17 protein-coding genes and 1 pseudogene are annotated in these 18,941 nt (G+C 64.0%); 10 read left to right on the forward strand and 8 right to left on the reverse strand.

The features are described 5' to 3' along the window. The 4 genes and pseudogenes from WKW82_RS35955 to WKW82_RS35970 form a co-directional block, all read left to right on the forward strand. Positions 1–603, forward strand: a pseudogene (locus WKW82_RS35955) (type VI secretion system tip protein VgrG); the annotation flags it as partial. A gap of 115 nt (positions 604–718) precedes the next feature. Further along, positions 719–1,915, forward strand: a complete 1,197-nt coding sequence (locus WKW82_RS35960; RefSeq protein WP_340347932.1) for a DUF6531 domain-containing protein — start codon at positions 719–721, stop codon at positions 1,913–1,915. Beyond that, positions 1,849–5,541, forward strand: a complete 3,693-nt coding sequence (locus tag WKW82_RS35965; RefSeq protein WP_340347933.1) for an RHS repeat-associated core domain-containing protein — start codon at positions 1,849–1,851, stop codon at positions 5,539–5,541. The genes WKW82_RS35960 and WKW82_RS35965 overlap by 67 nt, the downstream gene beginning before the upstream one ends. Before the next feature lie 38 nt (positions 5,542–5,579). Next, a complete protein-coding gene (locus WKW82_RS35970) occupies positions 5,580–5,936 on the forward strand; it encodes a VOC family protein (protein ID WP_340347935.1) in 357 nt (118 codons plus the stop codon). Positions 5,937–6,039: 103 nt separating this feature from the next. Here WKW82_RS35970 and WKW82_RS35975 read toward each other — a convergent pair whose 3' ends face one another. Next, complete coding sequence (locus WKW82_RS35975) at positions 6,040–6,516, reverse strand: hypothetical protein (RefSeq protein WP_340347937.1); 477 nt, start codon at positions 6,514–6,516, stop codon at positions 6,040–6,042. Between WKW82_RS35975 and WKW82_RS35980 the strand changes: the two genes are divergently transcribed. Together WKW82_RS35980 and WKW82_RS35985 are read left to right on the forward strand one after the other, a co-directional pair. After that, entirely contained in the window at positions 6,515–6,865 is a 351-nt protein-coding gene (locus WKW82_RS35980; protein ID WP_340347938.1) for a VOC family protein, read from the forward strand. The genes WKW82_RS35975 and WKW82_RS35980 overlap by 2 nt on opposite strands. A gap of 32 nt (positions 6,866–6,897) precedes the next feature. Next, entirely contained in the window at positions 6,898–7,380 is a 483-nt protein-coding gene (locus WKW82_RS35985; RefSeq protein ID WP_340347939.1) for a pentapeptide repeat-containing protein, read from the forward strand. Positions 7,381–7,433: 53 nt separating this feature from the next. Here the strand turns inward: WKW82_RS35985 and WKW82_RS35990 are convergent, their stop codons facing one another. The 3 genes from WKW82_RS35990 to WKW82_RS36000 form a co-directional block, all read right to left on the reverse strand. After that, complete coding sequence (locus WKW82_RS35990) at positions 7,434–7,652, reverse strand: hypothetical protein (RefSeq protein WP_340347941.1); 219 nt, start codon at positions 7,650–7,652, stop codon at positions 7,434–7,436. Between the two features lie 11 nt (positions 7,653–7,663). Beyond that, positions 7,664–9,067, reverse strand: coding sequence for an FAD-binding oxidoreductase (locus tag WKW82_RS35995; RefSeq protein ID WP_340347943.1), 1,404 nt, complete (start codon positions 9,065–9,067; stop codon positions 7,664–7,666). A 204-nt stretch (positions 9,068–9,271) separates the two neighbouring features. Then, complete coding sequence (locus WKW82_RS36000; RefSeq protein ID WP_340347945.1) at positions 9,272–9,541, reverse strand: DUF4242 domain-containing protein; 270 nt, start codon at positions 9,539–9,541, stop codon at positions 9,272–9,274. A gap of 221 nt (positions 9,542–9,762) precedes the next feature. Between WKW82_RS36000 and WKW82_RS36005 the strand changes: the two genes are divergently transcribed. Next, positions 9,763–11,349: a caspase family protein gene (locus WKW82_RS36005; RefSeq protein WP_340347947.1), complete on the forward strand. Its 1,587-nt coding sequence runs from the start codon at positions 9,763–9,765 to the stop codon at positions 11,347–11,349. Between the two features lie 24 nt (positions 11,350–11,373). Here WKW82_RS36005 and WKW82_RS36010 read toward each other — a convergent pair whose 3' ends face one another. The 3 genes from WKW82_RS36010 to WKW82_RS36020 form a co-directional block, all read right to left on the reverse strand. Next, positions 11,374–12,528 (reverse strand): phospholipase A, encoded by a 1,155-nt coding sequence (locus tag WKW82_RS36010; RefSeq protein ID WP_422823672.1) that lies wholly within the window; start codon positions 12,526–12,528, stop codon positions 11,374–11,376. After that, positions 12,525–12,854 (reverse strand): hypothetical protein, encoded by a 330-nt coding sequence (locus WKW82_RS36015; protein WP_340347948.1) that lies wholly within the window; start codon positions 12,852–12,854, stop codon positions 12,525–12,527. The genes WKW82_RS36010 and WKW82_RS36015 overlap by 4 nt, the downstream gene beginning before the upstream one ends. A gap of 167 nt (positions 12,855–13,021) precedes the next feature. Continuing rightward, on the reverse strand, positions 13,022–15,124 hold the full coding sequence (locus tag WKW82_RS36020; protein WP_340347950.1) for an ATP-dependent helicase: 2,103 nt from the start codon (positions 15,122–15,124) through the stop codon (positions 13,022–13,024). Positions 15,125–15,213: 89 nt separating this feature from the next. On the opposite strand from WKW82_RS36020, the gene WKW82_RS36025 reads away from it, so the two are divergent. Both WKW82_RS36025 and WKW82_RS36030 read left to right on the forward strand, forming a co-directional pair. Further along, positions 15,214–16,488: a phospholipase D-like domain-containing protein gene (locus WKW82_RS36025; protein WP_340347952.1), complete on the forward strand. Its 1,275-nt coding sequence runs from the start codon at positions 15,214–15,216 to the stop codon at positions 16,486–16,488. A 131-nt stretch (positions 16,489–16,619) separates the two neighbouring features. After that, positions 16,620–17,711: an AEC family transporter gene (locus WKW82_RS36030; RefSeq protein ID WP_340347953.1), complete on the forward strand. Its 1,092-nt coding sequence runs from the start codon at positions 16,620–16,622 to the stop codon at positions 17,709–17,711. Between the two features lie 84 nt (positions 17,712–17,795). Here WKW82_RS36030 and WKW82_RS36035 read toward each other — a convergent pair whose 3' ends face one another. Beyond that, complete coding sequence (locus WKW82_RS36035; RefSeq protein ID WP_340347955.1) at positions 17,796–18,515, reverse strand: hypothetical protein; 720 nt, start codon at positions 18,513–18,515, stop codon at positions 17,796–17,798. A 206-nt stretch (positions 18,516–18,721) separates the two neighbouring features. On the opposite strand from WKW82_RS36035, the gene WKW82_RS36040 reads away from it, so the two are divergent. Further along, a complete protein-coding gene (locus WKW82_RS36040; protein ID WP_340347956.1) occupies positions 18,722–18,928 on the forward strand; it encodes a hypothetical protein in 207 nt (68 codons plus the stop codon). Positions 18,929–18,941: the final 13 nt, after the last annotated feature.

Here is an 18,941-nt window from a genome sequence, read left to right on the forward strand (position 1 = left end):
GGGTTTGCGAGCGTGGCGGGGCTGCCCATCGGAACGGCCAAGGTGGTGTTCGGCAAGGACCCGAGGGATCCTTGGGAGGAGGCGAGCCACTTCCCGGATTCGGAGAAGTGGCCGGCCAAGGCATTGGCAGACAACGCGGGTCCGGGGACTGCGGCAGGCAATGCAGGTGGCGCCAGTGGTGTCGGTGGTAGTCGTGGTGCTGGTGCTGGTGCAGCCGGACTGTGGCAAGGCGCCCCTGCCTTGGGGAGCGCGACTGGAGGATCAAGCGGCGGCCTTGGAGCTCTGAGCAATGCGGCCGGAGCGCTCGGACAGATCGGCCAAGCCGCCGGCATGGCGCAGCAAGCCGCCGGTGCGGTGCAGGCCGTGAAGCAAGGCGGTGCCAAGGCTGTGTTGGGACAGGCGGGGCAAATTGTCGGCTTGGCGGCAGGGGCTGCTTCCGGAATTGCCGGCAACGCGGGTGTTCCCGGGACGGTGGAAGGCTTCGCGGGGCCGATCATGTCGTCAAAGGCAAGGTTGCCGGGTGCGTTGCCGAGCGCCGGTGCGAGCCAAGCCACTGGCAGCATCCGAACCATGCCCGGACAGACGCCTGGCTTCGCGGGTTGAATGGCGGGTCAAGTGGTGGGTTGAGTAATCAGCCGAGTGACGGGTAGTGTGAGTCAGGGGGCGACCGCCCAAGAGCGGCGCCGACATCAGAAGCAAGTTCAGGGATAAAACAAAAATGGCAGAACAGGGAGCCCCGGCCTCGCCGCCGGAGACGAAGGAGCGCGAGCGCCAGACCGCGGTCGCCCCGCTCAACACCATTGCCCCCGAGGACATCGGCGAGGGCGCCGCCAAGTTCGACCAATGGCTGCGCGAGATCAGCGACGGCTACATCACCCTGAAGCGCCTGAGCACCGTGGCCGGCAGCCTGCCGGTGATCGGCAACATCATGGCGCTGATCGACGTTGTCACGGACATCGTCACGCTCGTGCGCCAGGTGATCCAGAAGAAGAGCACCGAATTTCTCGACTGGGTGAGTCTCGGCATCAACCTGATCGGCGTGCTGCCCTTGCCCGCCACCGCGGCCGCTCGAATGAGCCTGCGGCCCGCGCTGCACCTCGTGCGCCAGCAGTTCAACAGCGCAAGGAACGTCGGCGAGGCACTCATCGCCGTGCTGGTGTCCCACCTGAACGACACCATCGCCGGCGAGATCGACAAATTCGCTCAAGGCGCGGTGGACAAGCTGCCCGAGATCCTCGAGGACTGCGCCAAGAAGGCCGAAGCGGTCATCGATGACCTAATCAGCGTGCTGCGCCGCTGCACGGGTGGCGAAGACCTGTTCAGGATCGCCGCGCCCGTCACAGCCGAGAGCGCTGTGTACAACCCCAAGAAAGAAAGCACTTGGGCGCGCATGCTGGCCGCGGCCGACCGCTATGCCAGGCAGACGGCCAACTACGCGGTCAAGGTCGCGGCCAGTCGCTTGCCGGCGAGCGCCAAGGCCGTGGTCGAGACCGTGATTCGTGCCCTGACCGACTTCAAGGGCCTGCTGCGCGAGCAGTTGACGGCGATGGCCAGCGCCGAGGTAGAAAAGTCCATCATGTGGTTGCTGCAGCACCTGCTCGCCGCATCACGTGCGTACAAGGTCAAACGTGCCGCCCTCGTGCCCCACAAGAAGGGCTCCAAGGTTGAAGCTGACAGGTCGGCGGGCGCCTTGGGCGCCAACGGCAACCAGGCTCCCGCCAAAGGCAACCCGGATCCCTGCAAGAACTGCCCCGCGCCTGCAAAGAAGGGCGGCGCCATCAGTCTGGCCACCGGACGCGAGAGCTTCAGCCACAGCGACTTCGTGCTCGCTGCGCCCTTGCCCATCGCGTGGACCCGGACCTACACAGCGACTTGGCGGCCTACGACAAGGGCTGCCTCGGCGCACGTTGGCTGACGCCCTTCACCACGCGCATCGATGTCGAAGGGGTCAACGCACAGTCCTCGGCACTGACCTACCGCGCCGCCGACGGCCGCAGCCACAGCTTGCCAGCGCTGGCCGTCGGCCAGAGCCATCGCAACGAGATCGAGCAGATCACCGCGATGCGCCTCTCGGAAACCCTGCTCGTGGTGGACTTCGGCAAGACGATGCCCGCAGGCGAGCAACCCGACTGGCGCGAGACTTACGAACTGGTCACAGGCAAGGCCGGCAAACACTTCCGCCTGATCGCCCAGCACGCCCGCGACGGCGCCGCCATCGGCCTGCGCTACGACCACGTGCTGGCCTCCACCGGCGAAGAGATCCTCAGCGACATCCTCTCGAAGCAAGGCGATGTGACCCTCGCTCACGTCGGCCTCCGCCCCGACGCCACCACAGGCCGCATCGAGTCCGTCTGGGAACTCAAGGACGGCCAGGTCGTCCGCCAACTCGCCGCCTACACCTACGACGCGTCCGGCGACCTCATCGCCGCGCAGGACGAGAACGGTGCGAGCTGGTCCTACCGCTACAGCCACCACCTCGTCACTCGCTACACCGACCGCACCGGCCGCGGAACGAACCTCCAGTACGACGGCAACGGAGCGCAGGCCAAGGCCATCCGCGAATGGGCCGATGACGGCAGCCTCGACACCCGGCTGGAATGGGACAAGAACATCCGCCTGACCTACGTCACCGATGCCCTTGGTCACGAGACCTGGTACTACTACGACATCCTGGGCTACACCTACCGCATCGTCCACCCCGACGGCCAGCAGGAATGGTTCTTCCGCGACGAGGCCAAGAACGTCACCCGCCACGTCCATCCCGACGGCAGCACCGACGACTACGTCTACAACCCCAACGGCAACCTGCAGCGCCACACCCGCGCCGACGGCAGCCGCGTTCACTTCGAGTACGACAAGAGCCACCGCCTCACGGGCCTCATGGACGGCGAAGGCGGCGTCTGGAAGCGCGACTACAACCCTCAAGGCCACCTCACCGAAGAGACCGACCCCTTGGGCCACGTCACCCGGTATGCGTACGACAAGGCCGGTCGCCCCGTGCGCATCACCGACGCCAAGGGCGGCATCAAGAAACTCGCCTACACCCCCAGCGGCCAACTCGCCAGCTACACCGACTGCTCCAGCAAGACCACCCGCTGGGACTACGACGCTCGAGGGCGCCTGGCCAGCAGCACCGACGCTGCTGGCCAGACCACCCAGTACCGCTACACCACCCTCACCGAGCAGACGCTGGCCGCGGCCACCCAGGAAGCCGCCAACCACCCCGGCCAGCTCGAAAGCGTCACCCTCCCTGATGCCACCAAGGAGCAGTTCGCGCACGACGCCGAAGGGCGCCTTCTCGCCCATACCGACGCCCTGCAACGCCAGACCCGCTACCGCTACACCCCTACCGGCCAGATCGCCGGCCGCACCGACGCCGCCGGCCATACGCTGGCCTACCAGTGGGACAAGCTGGGTCGCCTGACTCAGTTGCAGAACGAGAACGGCGCCCACTACCGCTTCGCCTACGACCCCGTGGGCCGCCTGCTGGAAGAAATCGGCTTCGACGGTAAGCCCACAAAGTACCGCTACGAAGACACCACGGGCGTCTTGGCCGTAGTCACTGAAGCCGACCTGCGCACCCACCTGCAGTTCGACCCCCTGGGCCGCCTCACCGAACGCAAGGTCAACGACCAGTCCGAGACCTTCGGCTACGACCGCAACGGCCGCCTCGTCGAAGCAAGGAACCAGCACGCCAAGCTCCAGTGGTTCCACGACGAGGCCGGCAACCTCACCCGCGAACACCACGCTGATCTGCTCCACCGGCGCACTGCCGTCTGGCAGCACCGCTACGACGAACTGAACCAGCGCATCGGCACCATCCGCCCCGACGGCCACGTCACCGAGTGGCTGAGCTACGGCTCGGGCCATGTGCACGGCCTCCTGCTGGACGGCGAGGACATCCTCGCCTTCGAGCGCGATGACCTGCACCGCGAGGTCAGCCGGGCCCAGCACAACGGGCTGCACCAGAGCCAGCGCTGGGACCCGGCCGGACGCCTGCTCGCGCAACAGTTGCACCGGGGCACACCGCCAGTCACTCTTACCCGCTCAAGCCCCGCCCCCGTCATCGAGCGCAACTACCACTACGACAAGGCCGGCCAGCTCACCATCATCGGCGACAGCCGCAGGGGCCGCCTCGAATACAGGTACGACCCCATCGGGCGGCTCCTCGAAGCCAATGGCCGTCTGGGCAAGGAGATCTTCGCGTTCGACCCGGCCGGCAACATCGCCGACCCGGTGGCCTTCGACCCAGCCAGCGCAGGCGGCTCGGCCGCACCATCGAAGGCCCAGCGCATCCGCATGGTGGCCGCATCCAAACTGATGGACAACCTGCTGAAAGATTACGCAGGCACCCACTACACCCACGACGCGCGCGGCAACCTGATCGAGCGCACCGCCAACGCCCGCAAGACCACCTTCGGCTGGGACGGCTTCAACCGCATGGTGAGTGCGAAGACGGAAGAAGGCGAAACCACCTTCCGCTACGACCCGCTGGGACGGCGCATCGGCAAGACCAGCGCAGCGGGTGAAACCATCTTCGGCTGGGACGGGGATGTGCTGGCCTTCGAGAGCACCACAAGGGCAGGAAAAGACACGCAAGCCGACACCGTCCACTACATCCACGAGAAGGACAGCTTCGTGCCGCTGGTGCAGGCAAGGAGGCCGCAAGCGATCCAGTTGAGCGCCACCACCGATGTGAAGGCGCTGATGCAGGCCAACGGGGGCAGATACGACATCGAGCAGGATCCCCTGTGGAATGGCCAGCAGGAACCGAAGCCAAGCGCCTTCACGAGGGAAGAGATTGCCTTCTACCAGTGCGACCACCTCGGCACGCCGCAGGAACTCACCGACCACGAGGGCAACATCGCCTGGAGTGCGAGCTACAAGGCTTGGGGCGAGGCGAAGGAAGTCATCTCTGAGGCGGCCAGAAGATCAGGCATTGTCAACCCGATCCGGTTCCAGGGGCAGTACCTTGATGAAGAGACCGGGCTGCACTACAACCGGTATCGGTATTACGATCCAACGAGTGGTCGATTCATATCGAGCGACCCCATTAAGTTGGCTGGAGGTTTCAACCACCAGGAATTTGCGCCAAATCCGATTGAATGGGCCGACCCGCTTGGATTAGAGAAATATGTGGTTATTGGGGAGGGACAGGCTGCCGTGGAGGCCTATGCTGCAGCAATGAAAAAGAAGTTTCCGTGCCATGAATTCAGAACCATAAAAAAGGATTGGAATGGAGTAGTAGATGGGTCTGGCGCCAACGAATTCGAGCAAGAATCAAAAGAGTGGGAGCAAAAGACCGTCGGCGGAAACGCGAAATGGATTCGTGATCGAGTGGCCGATGGTTATGGCTTTATAGACATCGGACTCGATTCGACAGCCAACAGAAGTGCCCATTACGCAGCTGAACGAAAAGTGTTAAATCGAACAGGGGCAAAAGTGCATAAAATCGACAAGTGCGTCGCCAATATCGCGCGAAACGAATCGGAGCAAAGCTCAAGACCAACTGCCAAAGGCAGATATGGAGGCACTCGATAATGTCAGTAATTTGTTTTATTTCCGTTTCTAAGAAAAAAATGCAAGAAACGAAGGATTTTTATCAAGAAATTCTTGGATTCATCCCAAATGAGGACGGCACCTTCTTGTTTCAAAGAGACAATTGCAAATTTGATGTTAGATTTAGATATGCAAGAGCGGAATCAAAAGGAGAAAAAAGCCCCCTATTTGAATACTCCATCCCCAAGAATTTCCCCAGCTATTGCATTAAATTGAAGGAGCTCGGGGTTGCTTTTGAAGTGGTGGTCATGACCAAAGGTGGTTACTTTGGCCGCATTATTGATCCGAGCGGCAATCCAATAGAAATCACGTGCAATGAATTTGATGACGAAGAAGGTGGAGACATATCGACTTGGAGCACATACAAACGATATTAGAGGGCGGCCTCAAATCCGAAGTGGTGGGCCGGGAGATCGGCAGGGAGTAGAAGGGGGCAAGTCGCTGACGACAAAGAAGTAGCGAAGCATTGACGTCCCCGAGTCATGCGTGGTGCATCGCGAGGTGCAACGCGAAGCATTGACGGGGGAACGCATAGTAGGCTGTTGAAATTCTCTCCGCCAGCGTGAGCCATCCTCTGCGGCAAGGGTCGTTTTTCACATCGTGCGTTGGACAGTGATTCCCGAAGCCGTTTTTTGCTGATTTGAGGGTGTTTTGAGGGCTTTCGGAGGTCTCAAAGTGAATCGCCCCGAATTTTGAGGAGGACCCTTCAATTGAGTATGGAGCTTCATCGACATCGGTTCGATGCAGTGGAAAATAGAAGTCCATATTATGCGTCGGAAAAGAAAGTATTGAAGAGAACGAAACTCGCCATGAATGATGGCGATAAATGCGCCATTGATTCTGCGCGAACAGAAGCCAAAAAAGCTCAAGGCCTGTTGCAAAAGTGAAAATAAGGAGGGGTTCGCTGATGAAAATAGTTTCGTTTGTTCTGGTCGCAAAGAAAAAAATGCAAGACATGAAAAAATTCTATCAGGACATTCTTGGATTTTCTCAGAACACGGATGGCACTTTATCTCTTGAAAATGAAGATTGCAATTTTGCAATTAGACTTAGATATGCACACGGAGAGCTGAAGGAGGAAAGAGATTCGATATTTGAATTCTCTATTTCAGAGAACTTTCCGAGCTATTGTGCTCAATTAAAGGGGCGAGGGGTTGAGTTCGACTTTGTGATAAAGACCAAAGGCAACTACATTGGGTGTATCCTCGATCCAAGCGGTAATCCAATCGAATTCACGTGCAATGATCTCACCGACGAAAATGGTATCGATATATCCGACTGGAACGCTTACAGCGTTCGCGATTGACGATCGTAAAAATATCCCAAATGTCGGCTCAAATGATCATCCGCGCCCATGACCTCTGGCGCAAAGGCATCGGTGGCTCGCCGGCCGGCTTGGCCGGTCAGAGCGACAGCAGCGCCTACGCAGGCCTCGATCTCAACCCCGCCCAGTTCGCCACCTCCACCTTCACCGGCAGCAGCTTCAGCGCGACGACCTTCAAGCAAGCAGGCTGGACTGGCTGCCAATTCGTCGGCTGCACCTTCACGGCCTGCGATTTCTCCAGCATCTCGATCACCGGTTGCACATTCACCAACTGCACCTTCACCCAGGCTCAGTTTCAAAACAGCCGGTTCAGTGGTTGCAAGTTCAACCGGTGCCAGTGGAACGGGCTGACCTTCGACCACAGCCACTGGTCCAGCGTCGATGTGCTGGATTGCACTGGCACCACCATCCAGGCCGACGGCTTGTCCGGTGAGCACGTCGACCTCACCGGCAGCTTTTTCGAGCAGTCGGAGATGCGCAACACACAGATCAACTGACAGCGCTGGCGATGGGTCGTCCGGTTTCAGTGGTTTCGCCGGGACGTGGCGGCTCAGGTCAACGCACCGCGCGTGGTCTTGATCTGGAGAAGGCCTTGCTGTGCATCCTGCATGCCGACAGCGGCGCGTTCGACCGCTTGCCAGTGCCGATTCGTCTTCGGCCGGCCGGAGCCATGCAGGCCTGACGCGATGCCCGGGCGCATTGCCGGGCCGTATGGTGCGGTCTTTCGCTCGGCGGGTGGATCGGTGGGACGCAGGGGAACGCCCCGCATGACTGAGCGTCTCAGTGAGTAGCCAGCGCAACCGCCTCCTTGCTGGGCCGGATGTTCTGGTTCACCCGGAACAGGTTCTCCGGGTCATACCGCTTCTTGATCTCAGCCAGCCGCGGGTAGTTGTCGCGATAGGACGCACGAATCCGATCCTCGCCCTCGTCCATCATCATGTTCACGTAGGCGCCGCCGGCTGAATGCGGATGCAGGGCCTCCCAGTAGTTCTTGGTCCAGGCGGTGATCTTGGGTGCGTCCTGCGGATCGGGGCTCACGCCGACGATCACCTGGGCGAAGTTGGCATTGCGGTAGGCGAACGCCGTGTCGGACGACTTGACCCGGTGCACCGCGCCGTCGATCGGATAGAGGTGCATGGTCGACTGCCCCGTCGGCATCTGGGCGCCGAAGCGCGCATGCTCGGCGATGGCCGCGTCCGACAGCGCGTTGACGAAGTCGGCGCGCCAGTACCACTGGTGCCCCGGCGGATAGAGCCCGTCGAAGGCGCTGTTCAAGGCCGGGAAGGGCATCGGCTGCACGCCATGCAACAGCGGCGAATTGAACTCGGCCACAGGCTTGAAGACCTCATCGGCCTTCTCCGCCGGCCCGGTGTAGCACCACACCACGCCGCACACCGGCCGGCCGTGCAGCGCCTCCGGGAAGGGCGGCGCCGGCGGCACGGAGGTGAAGGCGAAGAAGCCGTTCAGGTCTTCCGGCGCCTTGGCGATGAAGTCGCGGTACCACTGCAGCACCTCGGCGGACTTGTCCAGGTCCCAGAAGGTCGGCCCCGCGACCACCATCGACACCGGATGCAGCCGGAACACGAAGGAGGTCACGACGCCGAAGTTGCCGCCGCCGCCACGCAGCGCCCAGTAGAGGTCGGGGTGCGACTCGGCATTCGCCGTGACCATTGAGCCGTCGGCCAGCACCACGTCGGCCTCCAGCAGGTTGTCGACCGTGAGCCCGCACTTGCGCGACAGGTGACCCAGGCCGCCGCCAAGCGTGAGGCCGCCGACGCCGGTCGTGCTGATGATCCCGCAGGGCGTGGCCATGCCGAAGGCGTGCGTGGCATGGTCCACCTCGCCCCAGGTGCAGCCGCCGTCGACCCGCACCGTGCGGGCTTGCTGGTCTACGCGGATGCCCTTGAGGCCCGACAGGTCGATGACCAGCCCGTCATCGCAGGTGCCCAGCCCGCCGCCGTTGTGCGCGCCACCGCGCACCGCCAGCAGCAGCGAATGGTCGCGTGCGAAGTTGACGCTGCGAATGACATCCGCCACATCGCGACATTTCACGATCAGGCGCGGGGTGCGATCGATCATGGCGTTGTAGACCTTGCGCGATTCGTCGTAGTCGGCATCGCCGGCTTGCACGACGCGACCGCGCAGCGTGGCGGAAAACTGGGTCAGGGACTCGGGGTTGAGCATGATGTTTCTCCGGTAGATGGCGCGTTCGTCTGAACGCTGAACCACGCTGCCGTTGTACGGATCACCCCAACCCGGCGGAATAGTCAGTCCTGACCAGCGGCGCCGTCGGCCTGACTACCGGACCCCCGGGCCCGGGCTGCGCCGAACCCGTCCCCCGACGGGGACCCATTCGAGAGAACAAAGCCACATCGACTGGGGAGTCCTTCAGGCCGCAGCTGCGAGCATCCGCTCCGGATTGAACTGCGAGACCTCGATGATCACGTCGGCGGGCACGTTCGCGCGCCGTGCGGCCTCGCGGATCGCTTCCGGGTTGGTGGCTTCGTAGAGGCAATAGGACTTGCGCTTGTCGGCGCTCAGGAAGGAGAACAGCCAGTTCACGCCTTCCTCGCCGTTGATCCTCGTGATGGCCGTGACGCCATCGACGTTGAGTTCGAGCTGCTCTCCGAAGTTGCGCTCGATGAGAAACAGGGGCATGGGATCCTCCGTGACCGGGTTGATTCCGGCAGACGCCACGCGAACAACGCTCGCGCAGCCTCCCCTGTCTGGCCTTTGAACAGTAGTTCAAGCGTACTGCTTTGACAACGTCTCGCCGTCCGACCAAGGGCCTATGGCCGATGGCCGAGCGGCTTGCGGGAACACCTGTGCACCCACAGAATGCCTCCCATCGGCACCCTGCCGAAAGAACGGAGACGGCCATGCCAGTCCGTGTTCCCTACCGAGCCCCGTCGGTACGCCCCGCGCGCCCGATCAGGTGGTTGCGCTCGCTCACCCTGGTGGGCGCCGCGTCCGCGCTGGTGCTCAGCGCAGCGGAAGCGCAAGCACCGAAGCATGTGCGCGTGGCGCTGGTCATCGGCAATGCAGCCTACGTCGTGGCGCCGTTGCTCAATTCGCTCAACGACGCGCGCGCGATGGGCCGTGCGCTGCGCGACCTGGGCTTCGAGGTCATCGAGGTCAACGATGCGTCCAGGGAGCAGATGACCGCGGGCATCGAATCCGCCAGGCGCGCCCTGAAGGGAAAGCAGGGCGTGGCCATGTTCTATTACGCCGGGCACGGACTGCAACTCGATTGGCGCAACTACATGATCCCGGTCGACGCCAATCTGGCGAAGGCCGACGACGTGCCCACGCAGGCCGTCGACGTCGAGCATGTGATGGCCGCCTTCAAGGACTCGGGCACGCGCATGAACATCGTGGTGCTCGACGCCTGCCGGGACAACCCCTTCGCAGCCACGGCCAGCGGCAAGGGCCTGGCGCCGCTGGATGCGCCACCGGGCACGTTCCTGGCCTATGCGACGGCGCCGGGCAACGTCGCGCTCGACGGCTCGGAGGCGTCGGGTCATGGCCTGTACACGCAACATCTCATTGCGGAACTGAAGATGCCGGAGACGCGCATTGAGGATGTGTTCAAGCGCGTGCGGACGCAGGTGCGCAAGCAGAGTCGTGGAAGGCAGATTCCTTGGGAGTCCACCAGCCTCGAGGAGGATTTCTACTTCCACCGCCCGACGGTGACCGTGGTCAGCAAGCCGCTGGATCCGGGCAGCCTGGAAGCACTGGCGCAGCAGCGCACCGAGTTCGACGCCGAGAAGGCGGACTGGGACCGCATCCGCGAATCCAGGAATCCGGAGGACTTCTACGCCTTCCTGGCTGCGCATCCCACCGGCTACATCAGCGAACAGGCTCAGTACCGGCTCGACCAGTTGCAGGCGCCAGTCATCGAACCGCAGCCCGGCAAGAACGAGGTCGTGGCGCTCAAGAGCGGCGCACGTCGCTACGAGGTGGGCGATGAACTGACCTTCGAACGCCATGACCGACTGTCGTTCACGAAGAAGACCGTGGTCGAACGGGTTGTCTCCGCCGATGACCTGAAGGTGGTGTTCGCCTCGGGGCAGATCCTGGACCAGATGGGCGGCATCATCCAGAGCCGGTTCGGTCGCAAGGACCCGGCCTCCGTGATCTCGCCAGCGGACATCGGCGTGGGCCGAAAGTGGCGATCAGCCTACAAGAACACGGACGACAGGGGCGTCATCACCCACCACTTCTGGGACGCCCATGTGGTCCGCATGGAAGAGATCACGGTGCCCGCGGGTCGCTTCACGGCCTATCGGGTCGAGGGAAAGGGCTACCTGACAAATGCCAGCGGCGCCCGCACGGGCGGCGGGACTTGGTGGGTCGATCCGAAGACCATGTACAGCATCAAGACCGAACTGGGCCTTTTCGCCGGAGGAAAAAGGGTGGTGGACGAGACCGATACGCTGGTGTCGATGAACCGGGCGGCACGGTAGAGCCGCCGCGCCGGATCGGCAAGCTCAGAAGTCCACCAGGCTCAACCCCACGCTCAACACCGTGCGCTTGCGGTTGTAGTCCACCAGCGTGTCGCCGTAGCCGTGGAACAACTGCGTGTGGAAGCGCAGGTTGCTCTTGGCCGGGTCGCCAACCACCTTGAACCATTCCAGCCGGATCGAGCCCTTGCCGTCGCTGCGCAGGTTGTTGCGCACCGTCGCCGACACCATGTTCTCGCGGTTGATGTTCCAGCTGCCGGTGAGTTCGGCGCGGCCGATGTAGTCCTCGATGTCGGGGTTGTCATCGGTGGCCGCGCCTTCGTTGATGCGCTTCCAGATGCGGCCGGTCAAGGTGAAGCGTTCGTCCAGTTCCACGCCGGCCATCAGGTAGTAGCGGTTCCAGCTGCGTGACAGGGGCAGGCTCTGGCCGTTCGAGTTGTGCGCGATGCCGAGCCCCGCATAGCGCCAGCGCCAGCCGCCGGGCAAGGCCACGTCGGTCGGGTAGACGTACATCATCTCGGGCTCGTGGTCGGTCGTGCGGAAGGGGCGCGAGATGTCTGAGTTGAATACCTGCCACGTCGACTGCTGCGAGTAGGCGAACCAGAGCGAATCCTTCTTGTCCGGGTCATTGCCAGTGAGAAGCCCTTGGGCCAGCTTGGTCCGCACCGACAGGCCGATGCGCATCTCCTGCGCCTGGTAGTCGATGTAGGTGCCGGTGTGGCCTTCTGCGGGCGAGGTGGGGATCTTCGGCTTGCCATCGGCGATGGCAAAGGACACGTCCAGCGGCCGGTAGCCGCGGAAGGTGAAGGTGCCGCAATCGGAACCCTTCTCCAGTTCCCAGAAGCGCGACAACGTCGAGTACTGCCGGTCGCGGCAGCCTTCCTCGGAGGCCACGCTGACGACGCGCGTGGCCGGCATGCTGGCATCGACAGGCGCCGGCGGCGTGGTCTCGAGCACCACCGGTGCCGCGGGCACGGCCGCGGCCGGCAAGGTCTGCTGCTGGGCCCAGCGGTCGAAGCAGGCCAGGCGCGCCTCGTCCTTGCCGACGAGGCCCTGGCATGCTTGCCAAGTCAATTGGGATTCGGACAAGGGGCTGGGCGGTTGCTCCGCGGCCTGCGATGACATAGTGCTGAGGCCCAGCACCGCGAACGCCGCGGGCAGGGCCAGTAAAGGTCTGTTCATTGTTGAGTCGAAGGCGTCGTGTTGCCACGCGCGGATGAAAGCTTGCGCAGCACGAAGTTCGTGCCACGCTCGTCGGCGGCCTTGCGCCACGTCCCTTCGAAGACTTTCCCACATGAACCGGGCTGCATGCTGCCGGACCAGACCGCGGTGATGGCATGGCCATCGTCTGACTGGTCGATGGTCAGCAGGCCCTCATCATCGATGTCCCCGGCGATCTGCGACGGCGCCTGCGAGCCTTCACGCGTGACGGTGCCGCGCACGCCCGCGTAGTCGGGATGACGCGCCATGTCGACGATGGCCGTGCCAGGCTGGCCGTCGATGCGCATTTCCCAGCTGCCGAACAGGGCTTCCAGTGGGAGCGATTGCGTGTCTGGGGGGCACTCGGCGGCTATGGGGGCTGATGGCATGGCTTCCGGCTTCTGTGCCATGGCGCCTGTCCATCCCGCCCACGCGATCGCGAGGCTCGCGATCCAACGCACGCAACGCACTCCCGTCATGGCGCAGCAGCAGCCGCCGCTGCGGCCGCACCGTCCGCCGCGCGCTTGGCAAATTCCGCGCGCAGGGCCTTGAGCTTCTCGCGCGGGTCCTCCCTGGCGGTGGTCTTGTCGAGCGCCATCTCGGCAATGAAGCGGCTCGGGATGGACGGCACCATCTCGCGGCCCTTCTTGCGCTTCTTGGTCCAGCTCACGGCCAGGCTGCGCTGCGCACGCGTGATGCCCACGTACATGAGGCGGCGCTCTTCCTGCAGGCGCGTGAGCGTGTCGTCGCTGATCTTCTCTTGCCGGCCGTTGTCGTCGTCGAGCTTGAAGGGCAGCAGGCCCTCGGTCACGCCGATCAGCATCACATGCGGCCACTCCAGGCCCTTGGACGCATGCAGCGTCGAGAGCGTGACCACGTTCTGGTCCTGCTCGCGCTCGCTGATGGTGGACAGCAGCGAGATGGTCTTCGCCACCTCGAGCAGGCTCTTGCGCTCGCTCACTTCCATCGCGCCGCTGGTGTCGTCGATGGTGCCGCCGGCACGCTGCGTCATCCAGTCGACGAACTCCAGCACGTTGGTCCAGCGCGCGGCGGCAGCCTGCTCGCTGTCCTCGCCGTCGTAGAGATGCTTCTCGTAGTCGATCTCCTTGAGCCATTCCATCATGAAGGCGCGCGAGTCCTCGGCGCCGTGCGTCTGGCGGGCCTTGTATTCGAGCTCGTTGATGTAGCGGCCGAACTCGTGCAGGCCTTCCAGCGCGCGCTTGGCCATCACGCTGGGCAGCGAGGAACTGAACAACGCCTCGAACAGGCTGATCTTGTATTGCGATGCGAACACGCCCAGGCTCTGCAGCGTCTGGTGGCCGATGCCGCGCTTGGGCGTGGTCACGGCGCGCAGGAAGGCCGGGTCGTCGTCCTGGTTGACCCACAAGCGGAACCAGCCGCAGAGGTCCTTGATCTCGGCCCGGTCGAAGAAGCTCTGCCCGCCCGACACCTTGTACGGAATTTGCGCCTTGCGCAGCGCCTGCTCGAACACGCGCGCCTGGTGGTTGGCGCGGTAGAGGATCGCGAAGTCGCGGAACTCCTTGTGCTGCGAAGGGCTTGCGAGGTCGCCTCCGGTGCCCGCGCGCAGGCCCTGGATGCGGGCCACTGCGCGCTCGGCCTCGTGCGCCTCGCTGTCGGCATCGACGATGCGCACCGGTTCGCCTTCACCCAACTCGCTGAACAGCGTCTTCGGGAACAGCTTCGGATTGGGCCCGATCACGTTGTTGGCCGCGCGCAGGATCGCGCTGGTGCTGCGGTAGTTCTGCTCGAGCTTGATGACCTTGAGGTTCGGGAAGTCGACCGGCAGCTTCTTCAGGTTGTCCAGCGTCGCGCCGCGCCAGCCGTAGATAGACTGGTCGTCGTCGCCCACCGCGGTGAAGCGCCCGCGCTCGCCGACCAGCGCCTTCAGCACTTCGTACTGCGTGGCGTTGGTGTCCTGGTACTCGTCGACCAGCACATGGCCCAGCGCGGCCTGCCACTTGGCGCGCACTTCGGGGAAGTCCGTCAGCAGTTTGAGCGGCATGCCGATGAGGTCGTCGAAGTCGACGCTCTGGTAGGCGACCAGCCGCTCCTCGTAGCGCGCCATGATGCGCGCGATGACCCGCTCGTTGTCGTCAGCCGCCTGCGCCTCGGCCTGCGCCGAGTTCAAGCCCATGTTCTTCCACTTGCTGATGGTCCATTGCCAGATGCGCGCCGTGGCCGCATCGGTGGTGCCGCCCGCGTCCTTCAGGATCTTGGTGACGTCGTCGGCATCGAGGATGCTGAAGGCCGGCTTCAGGCCGAGCACCGCGCCGTCCTCGCGCATCATGCGCACGCCCAGCGCGTGGAAGGTGCAGACCATCACATGCTTGGCGTCGCGCCCGATCAGGTGCTTGGCCCGCTCGCGCATCTCGGCGGCGGCCTTGTTGGTGAAGGTGATGGCGGCGATGCGCTTGGGCTCCAGCCCGATCTGGATCAGCCGACCGATCTTCATCGTGATCACGCGCGTCTTGCCCGAACCCGCGCCCGCGAGGACGAGGCAAGGGCCGCTCACATAGTTGACGGCTTCCTGCTGGGCAGGATTGAGACCGGAAGACATGGGGGAGGGGGTAACCAGACGGGAAAGCGCGCAATGATACTGGGCTGGCCTACAACGTCCGGTTACATGTTGTGCTAGGTTTTGGCGCTGTGAGACAACAATTAAAAACAATCGCCTGGACCTTCCTGCTGACGCTGGCGGCCACGCTGCTGGTGCTCAACTTCACGAGCGGGGAGAAGAAGCTCGAGGAACAGGTGCACCGCGAGTACGCGCTGCAGGACGCCCAGTACCAGCGCGCCCTCGGCGTGCTGCTCGGCCCGCCGATCCTCGAGGGCAACCGCTTCGAGGCGCTCTACAACGGCGACAGGATCTTCCCGTCAATGCTGGCCGCCATCCGCAGCGCGAAGCAGAGCATCACCTTCGAAACGTACATCTACTGGTCCGGCGACATCGGCCGCGCCTTCGCCGACGCGCTGACCGAGCGTGCCAAGGCTGGCGTGAAGATCCACGTGCTGCTCGACTGGGTCGGCAGCGCCAAGATCGACGAGAACTTCCTCAAGGAGATGGAAGGCGCCGGCGTGCAGATCCGCAAGTTCCACAAGCCCAGTTGGTACGACATGGCGCGCATGAACAACCGAACGCACCGCAAGCTGCTGGTGGTGGACGGCCGCGTCGGCTTCACCGGCGGCGTCGGCATCGCGCCCGAATGGACGGGCAACGGCCAGGACGCCGATCACTGGCGCGACTCGCACTACAAGGCGGAAGGCCCGGTGGTGGCCCAGATGCAGGCCGTGTTCATGGACAACTGGATCAAGGCCTCGGGCGAGGTGCTGCATGGCGAGCGCTACTTCCCGGCGTTGACCGCCGTGGGTGGGGGCCGGGCGCAGGTGTTCAGCAGTTCGCCCTCGGGCGGCAGCGAGAGCATGCACCTCATGTACCTGCTGTCGATCGCCGCGGCGACGAAGACCATCGACCTGTCGAGCGCCTACTTCGTGCCCGACGATCTCACCACTGCCGCGCTGGTCGAGGCGATGAAGCGCGGCGTGCGGTTGCGCATCATCACGCCCGGCCCGATCATGGATTCGCAGACCGTGCGCGGCGCCTCGCGTGCAGGCTGGGGCCCGTTGCTGGAGGCCGGCGCGCAGATCAGCGAATACCAGCCGACCATGTTCCATTGCAAGGTGTTCACGGTCGACGGGCTGCTGGTGTCGGTCGGCTCCACCAACTTCGACAACCGCTCGTTCCGGTTGAACGACGAGGCCAATCTCAACATCTACGACGCCGATTTCGCCGCCGCGCAGACCATGCAGTTCGAGGCCGACCTGAAGCAGTCGAAGCGCATCACCCTCGAAGCCTGGCGCGACCGGCCGCTGCACGAGAAGGCGATGGAGCACCTGGCCTCCCTGCTCTCCCTGCAACTCTGATACGACGTCGCAATCAAGCGCATGACTGCGTTGGATAGCTGTTCCATAGCACTGTCTGCCGCGCTCCGCCTTTTTCTGCGCTTGATTGCAAAGTCGTCTGGCCGCGCACCTCGCCAGCGACAATCGCCGCCGTGATCGACGTCTTCCTCGTCACCTTCCCCTTTTTCGCGCTGATCGCGGCCGGCTATGCGGCCGGGCGGCGCGGGGTGCTGCCGTTGCAGGCGATCCCGGGGCTGAACATCTTCGTCCTGTACTTCGCGCTGCCGTGCATGCTGTACCGCTTCGGCGCGGGCACGCCGATCGGGCAACTGCTCGACGCGAGCGTGGCGCTGGTCTGGGGCTTCTGCAGCCTGCTGACCGTCTGCGCCGTGGTGCTGGCGAGCCGGCGCCGCATCGGCTGGAACGATGCCTCCTTCGGCGCGCTGGTCGCGGCCTTCCCGAACACCGGCTTCATGGGCATGCCGCTGCTGGGCGCGATCCTGGGCGCGTCGTCGGCGGGGCCGGTGATCATCACGCTGATATTCGACATGGTGGTCACCTCCTCGCTTTGCATTGCGCTGTCGCGGCTGGACGCTGGCAACGACCGTGCGGCAAACGAGAGCCCGCAGACGCGCCCGCGCGTCGACGAAGACCTCCACACCCGGCGCTCACGCGTCCTCGCGGCTCCGCAAGGGCGCAGTCCCGCCGCGGGGCGTCCCGGCGTCGCGCGGGCCCTGCGCCACGCGCTGCGCGGCATCCTGCTGAATCCGATGCCCTGGTCGATCCTGCTCGGCGGCCTGGCATCGGCGATGTCGTGGCGGCTGCCGGGCCCGCTCGACCGCACGGTGGCGATGCTGGCCGATGCCGCTTCACCCGTGGCGCTGTTCACCATCGGCACGGTGCTGGCGCGTTCGGCGCTGCTGGCCCGGGGCCGACGGCGTGCCGACGCGGTGCACGAGGTGTTGCCGGTGGTGCTTGCCAAGCTGTTCGTGCACCCGTTGCTGATGTTCGGCGTGGCGCGCCTGGCCATGGCCGCCGGCTTGCCGCTGAGTCATTCGGCAATGGTGGCGCTGGTACTGCTGGCCGCGTTGCCGAGCGCCAGCAACGTATCGATGCTGGCCGAGCGTTTCGGCGCCGACAACGGCCGCATCGCACGCATCATCCTGTGGACGACGGTGGCCGCGTTCTTCACCTATCCCCTGGCGGTGGGCTGGCTGCACCCGGCGACGGCCGCGCAGCGCTGAGCCTCAGGGCGGGCGAGCCCGCCCCGCTCCCTCGCGGGGGCGAGATGGCGAAGCCACTTCGAAGCGAACGCGGCGCCAAGCCGCCTATTGCGTCAGCACGCCAAGCTTGTACGGGTCGGCATCCGAAACCCGTTCGCAGCGCGAGAGGTCGGCGCCCTGGTTGCCGTCGCAGTAGTAAGTGTTGTAGACCCGTCCGAAAAAGGTCGGCGTCGAAGTGAACAGCATGCCCTTGCCTGGCAGCCACGCTTCCTTTGCGGGTGCCGGTGCGGGGCCGGCGTCCGAGGCCGGGGTCGGGGCGCCGGTACTGGCGCTCGCGGGCGCGGCCGCTGCGACGTTGACCGTCTCGGCTGCGGTTGCCGGCATGGGTGCGGGTGCCACTGCGTGCCGTGCTTCGTCGCTGCGCCACCCGCCCGTTGCCAGCTCCGCGGGCGTCGGCCTGCGCGGCAGCGGGATCAACAGGGCATTGACCTGTCCGCCGCGCCCGAATCGATGTTCCTTGCCGGCGAGAAAGGCATAGGCGCAGGCCGCCTGGCACTGACCGCGTGCCTCGGTCGACAAACCCTTGCTGCGAATCACCTGCGCGTAGGCCTCCGCCACTTCTGCGCTGCCGCCCGTCGAGTTGTCGAACATCACCGTGCGCACACGGCTGTTGTTCACATGCATGACGAATTCCGGCAAGGCGGCGCCATCCAGCATCCCGGACACGATCAGCCGGCTGCCCTCGAGTTCGATTTCCGCCGCCAGCGGGACAGTGCCCGTGATTGAGAAAGCGAACGCCAGAGCAAGTTTCTTCGGGAATTTCAAGTGCATTTCCGCCAATTATTCAACCGATCTCGTTCGTGCATACTGACAGCTTGCTGAGCCGTAGGCCTGCGTCAATCGATGTTTCAGAAAATTTCCTACACAACGCGCGCATCTGCTGCTGCAACAGTCCAACATCGTCCATTTGGCGTGTACCTAAGTTCTCAGGCCGGCTGGCAGAATGGATTGAACGCTCCTTGGAGGAACATATGGCTACGCTTCTTCGTTGGTTTTTCGGCCTTGCCTGGGCTGCCGGCGCGGGCTTGCTTTGGCATGAAGGCGCATTGCGAGCGGGCTGGGCACTCGCGCTGGCCGTTCCGGTCGTGTTGCTTGTGGCATGGCCGTGGTCGCGCCGCCGCCGCGCCGACCATCTGCAATACGTGCACATGACCAAGGAACCGGTCGCGGTTCCCTGAGTTCGAGCGCAAG

The organism is Variovorax rhizosphaerae, assembly GCF_037889975.1.
GTDB classification, from domain to species: Bacteria; Pseudomonadota; Gammaproteobacteria; order Burkholderiales; family Burkholderiaceae_C; genus Variovorax; species Variovorax rhizosphaerae.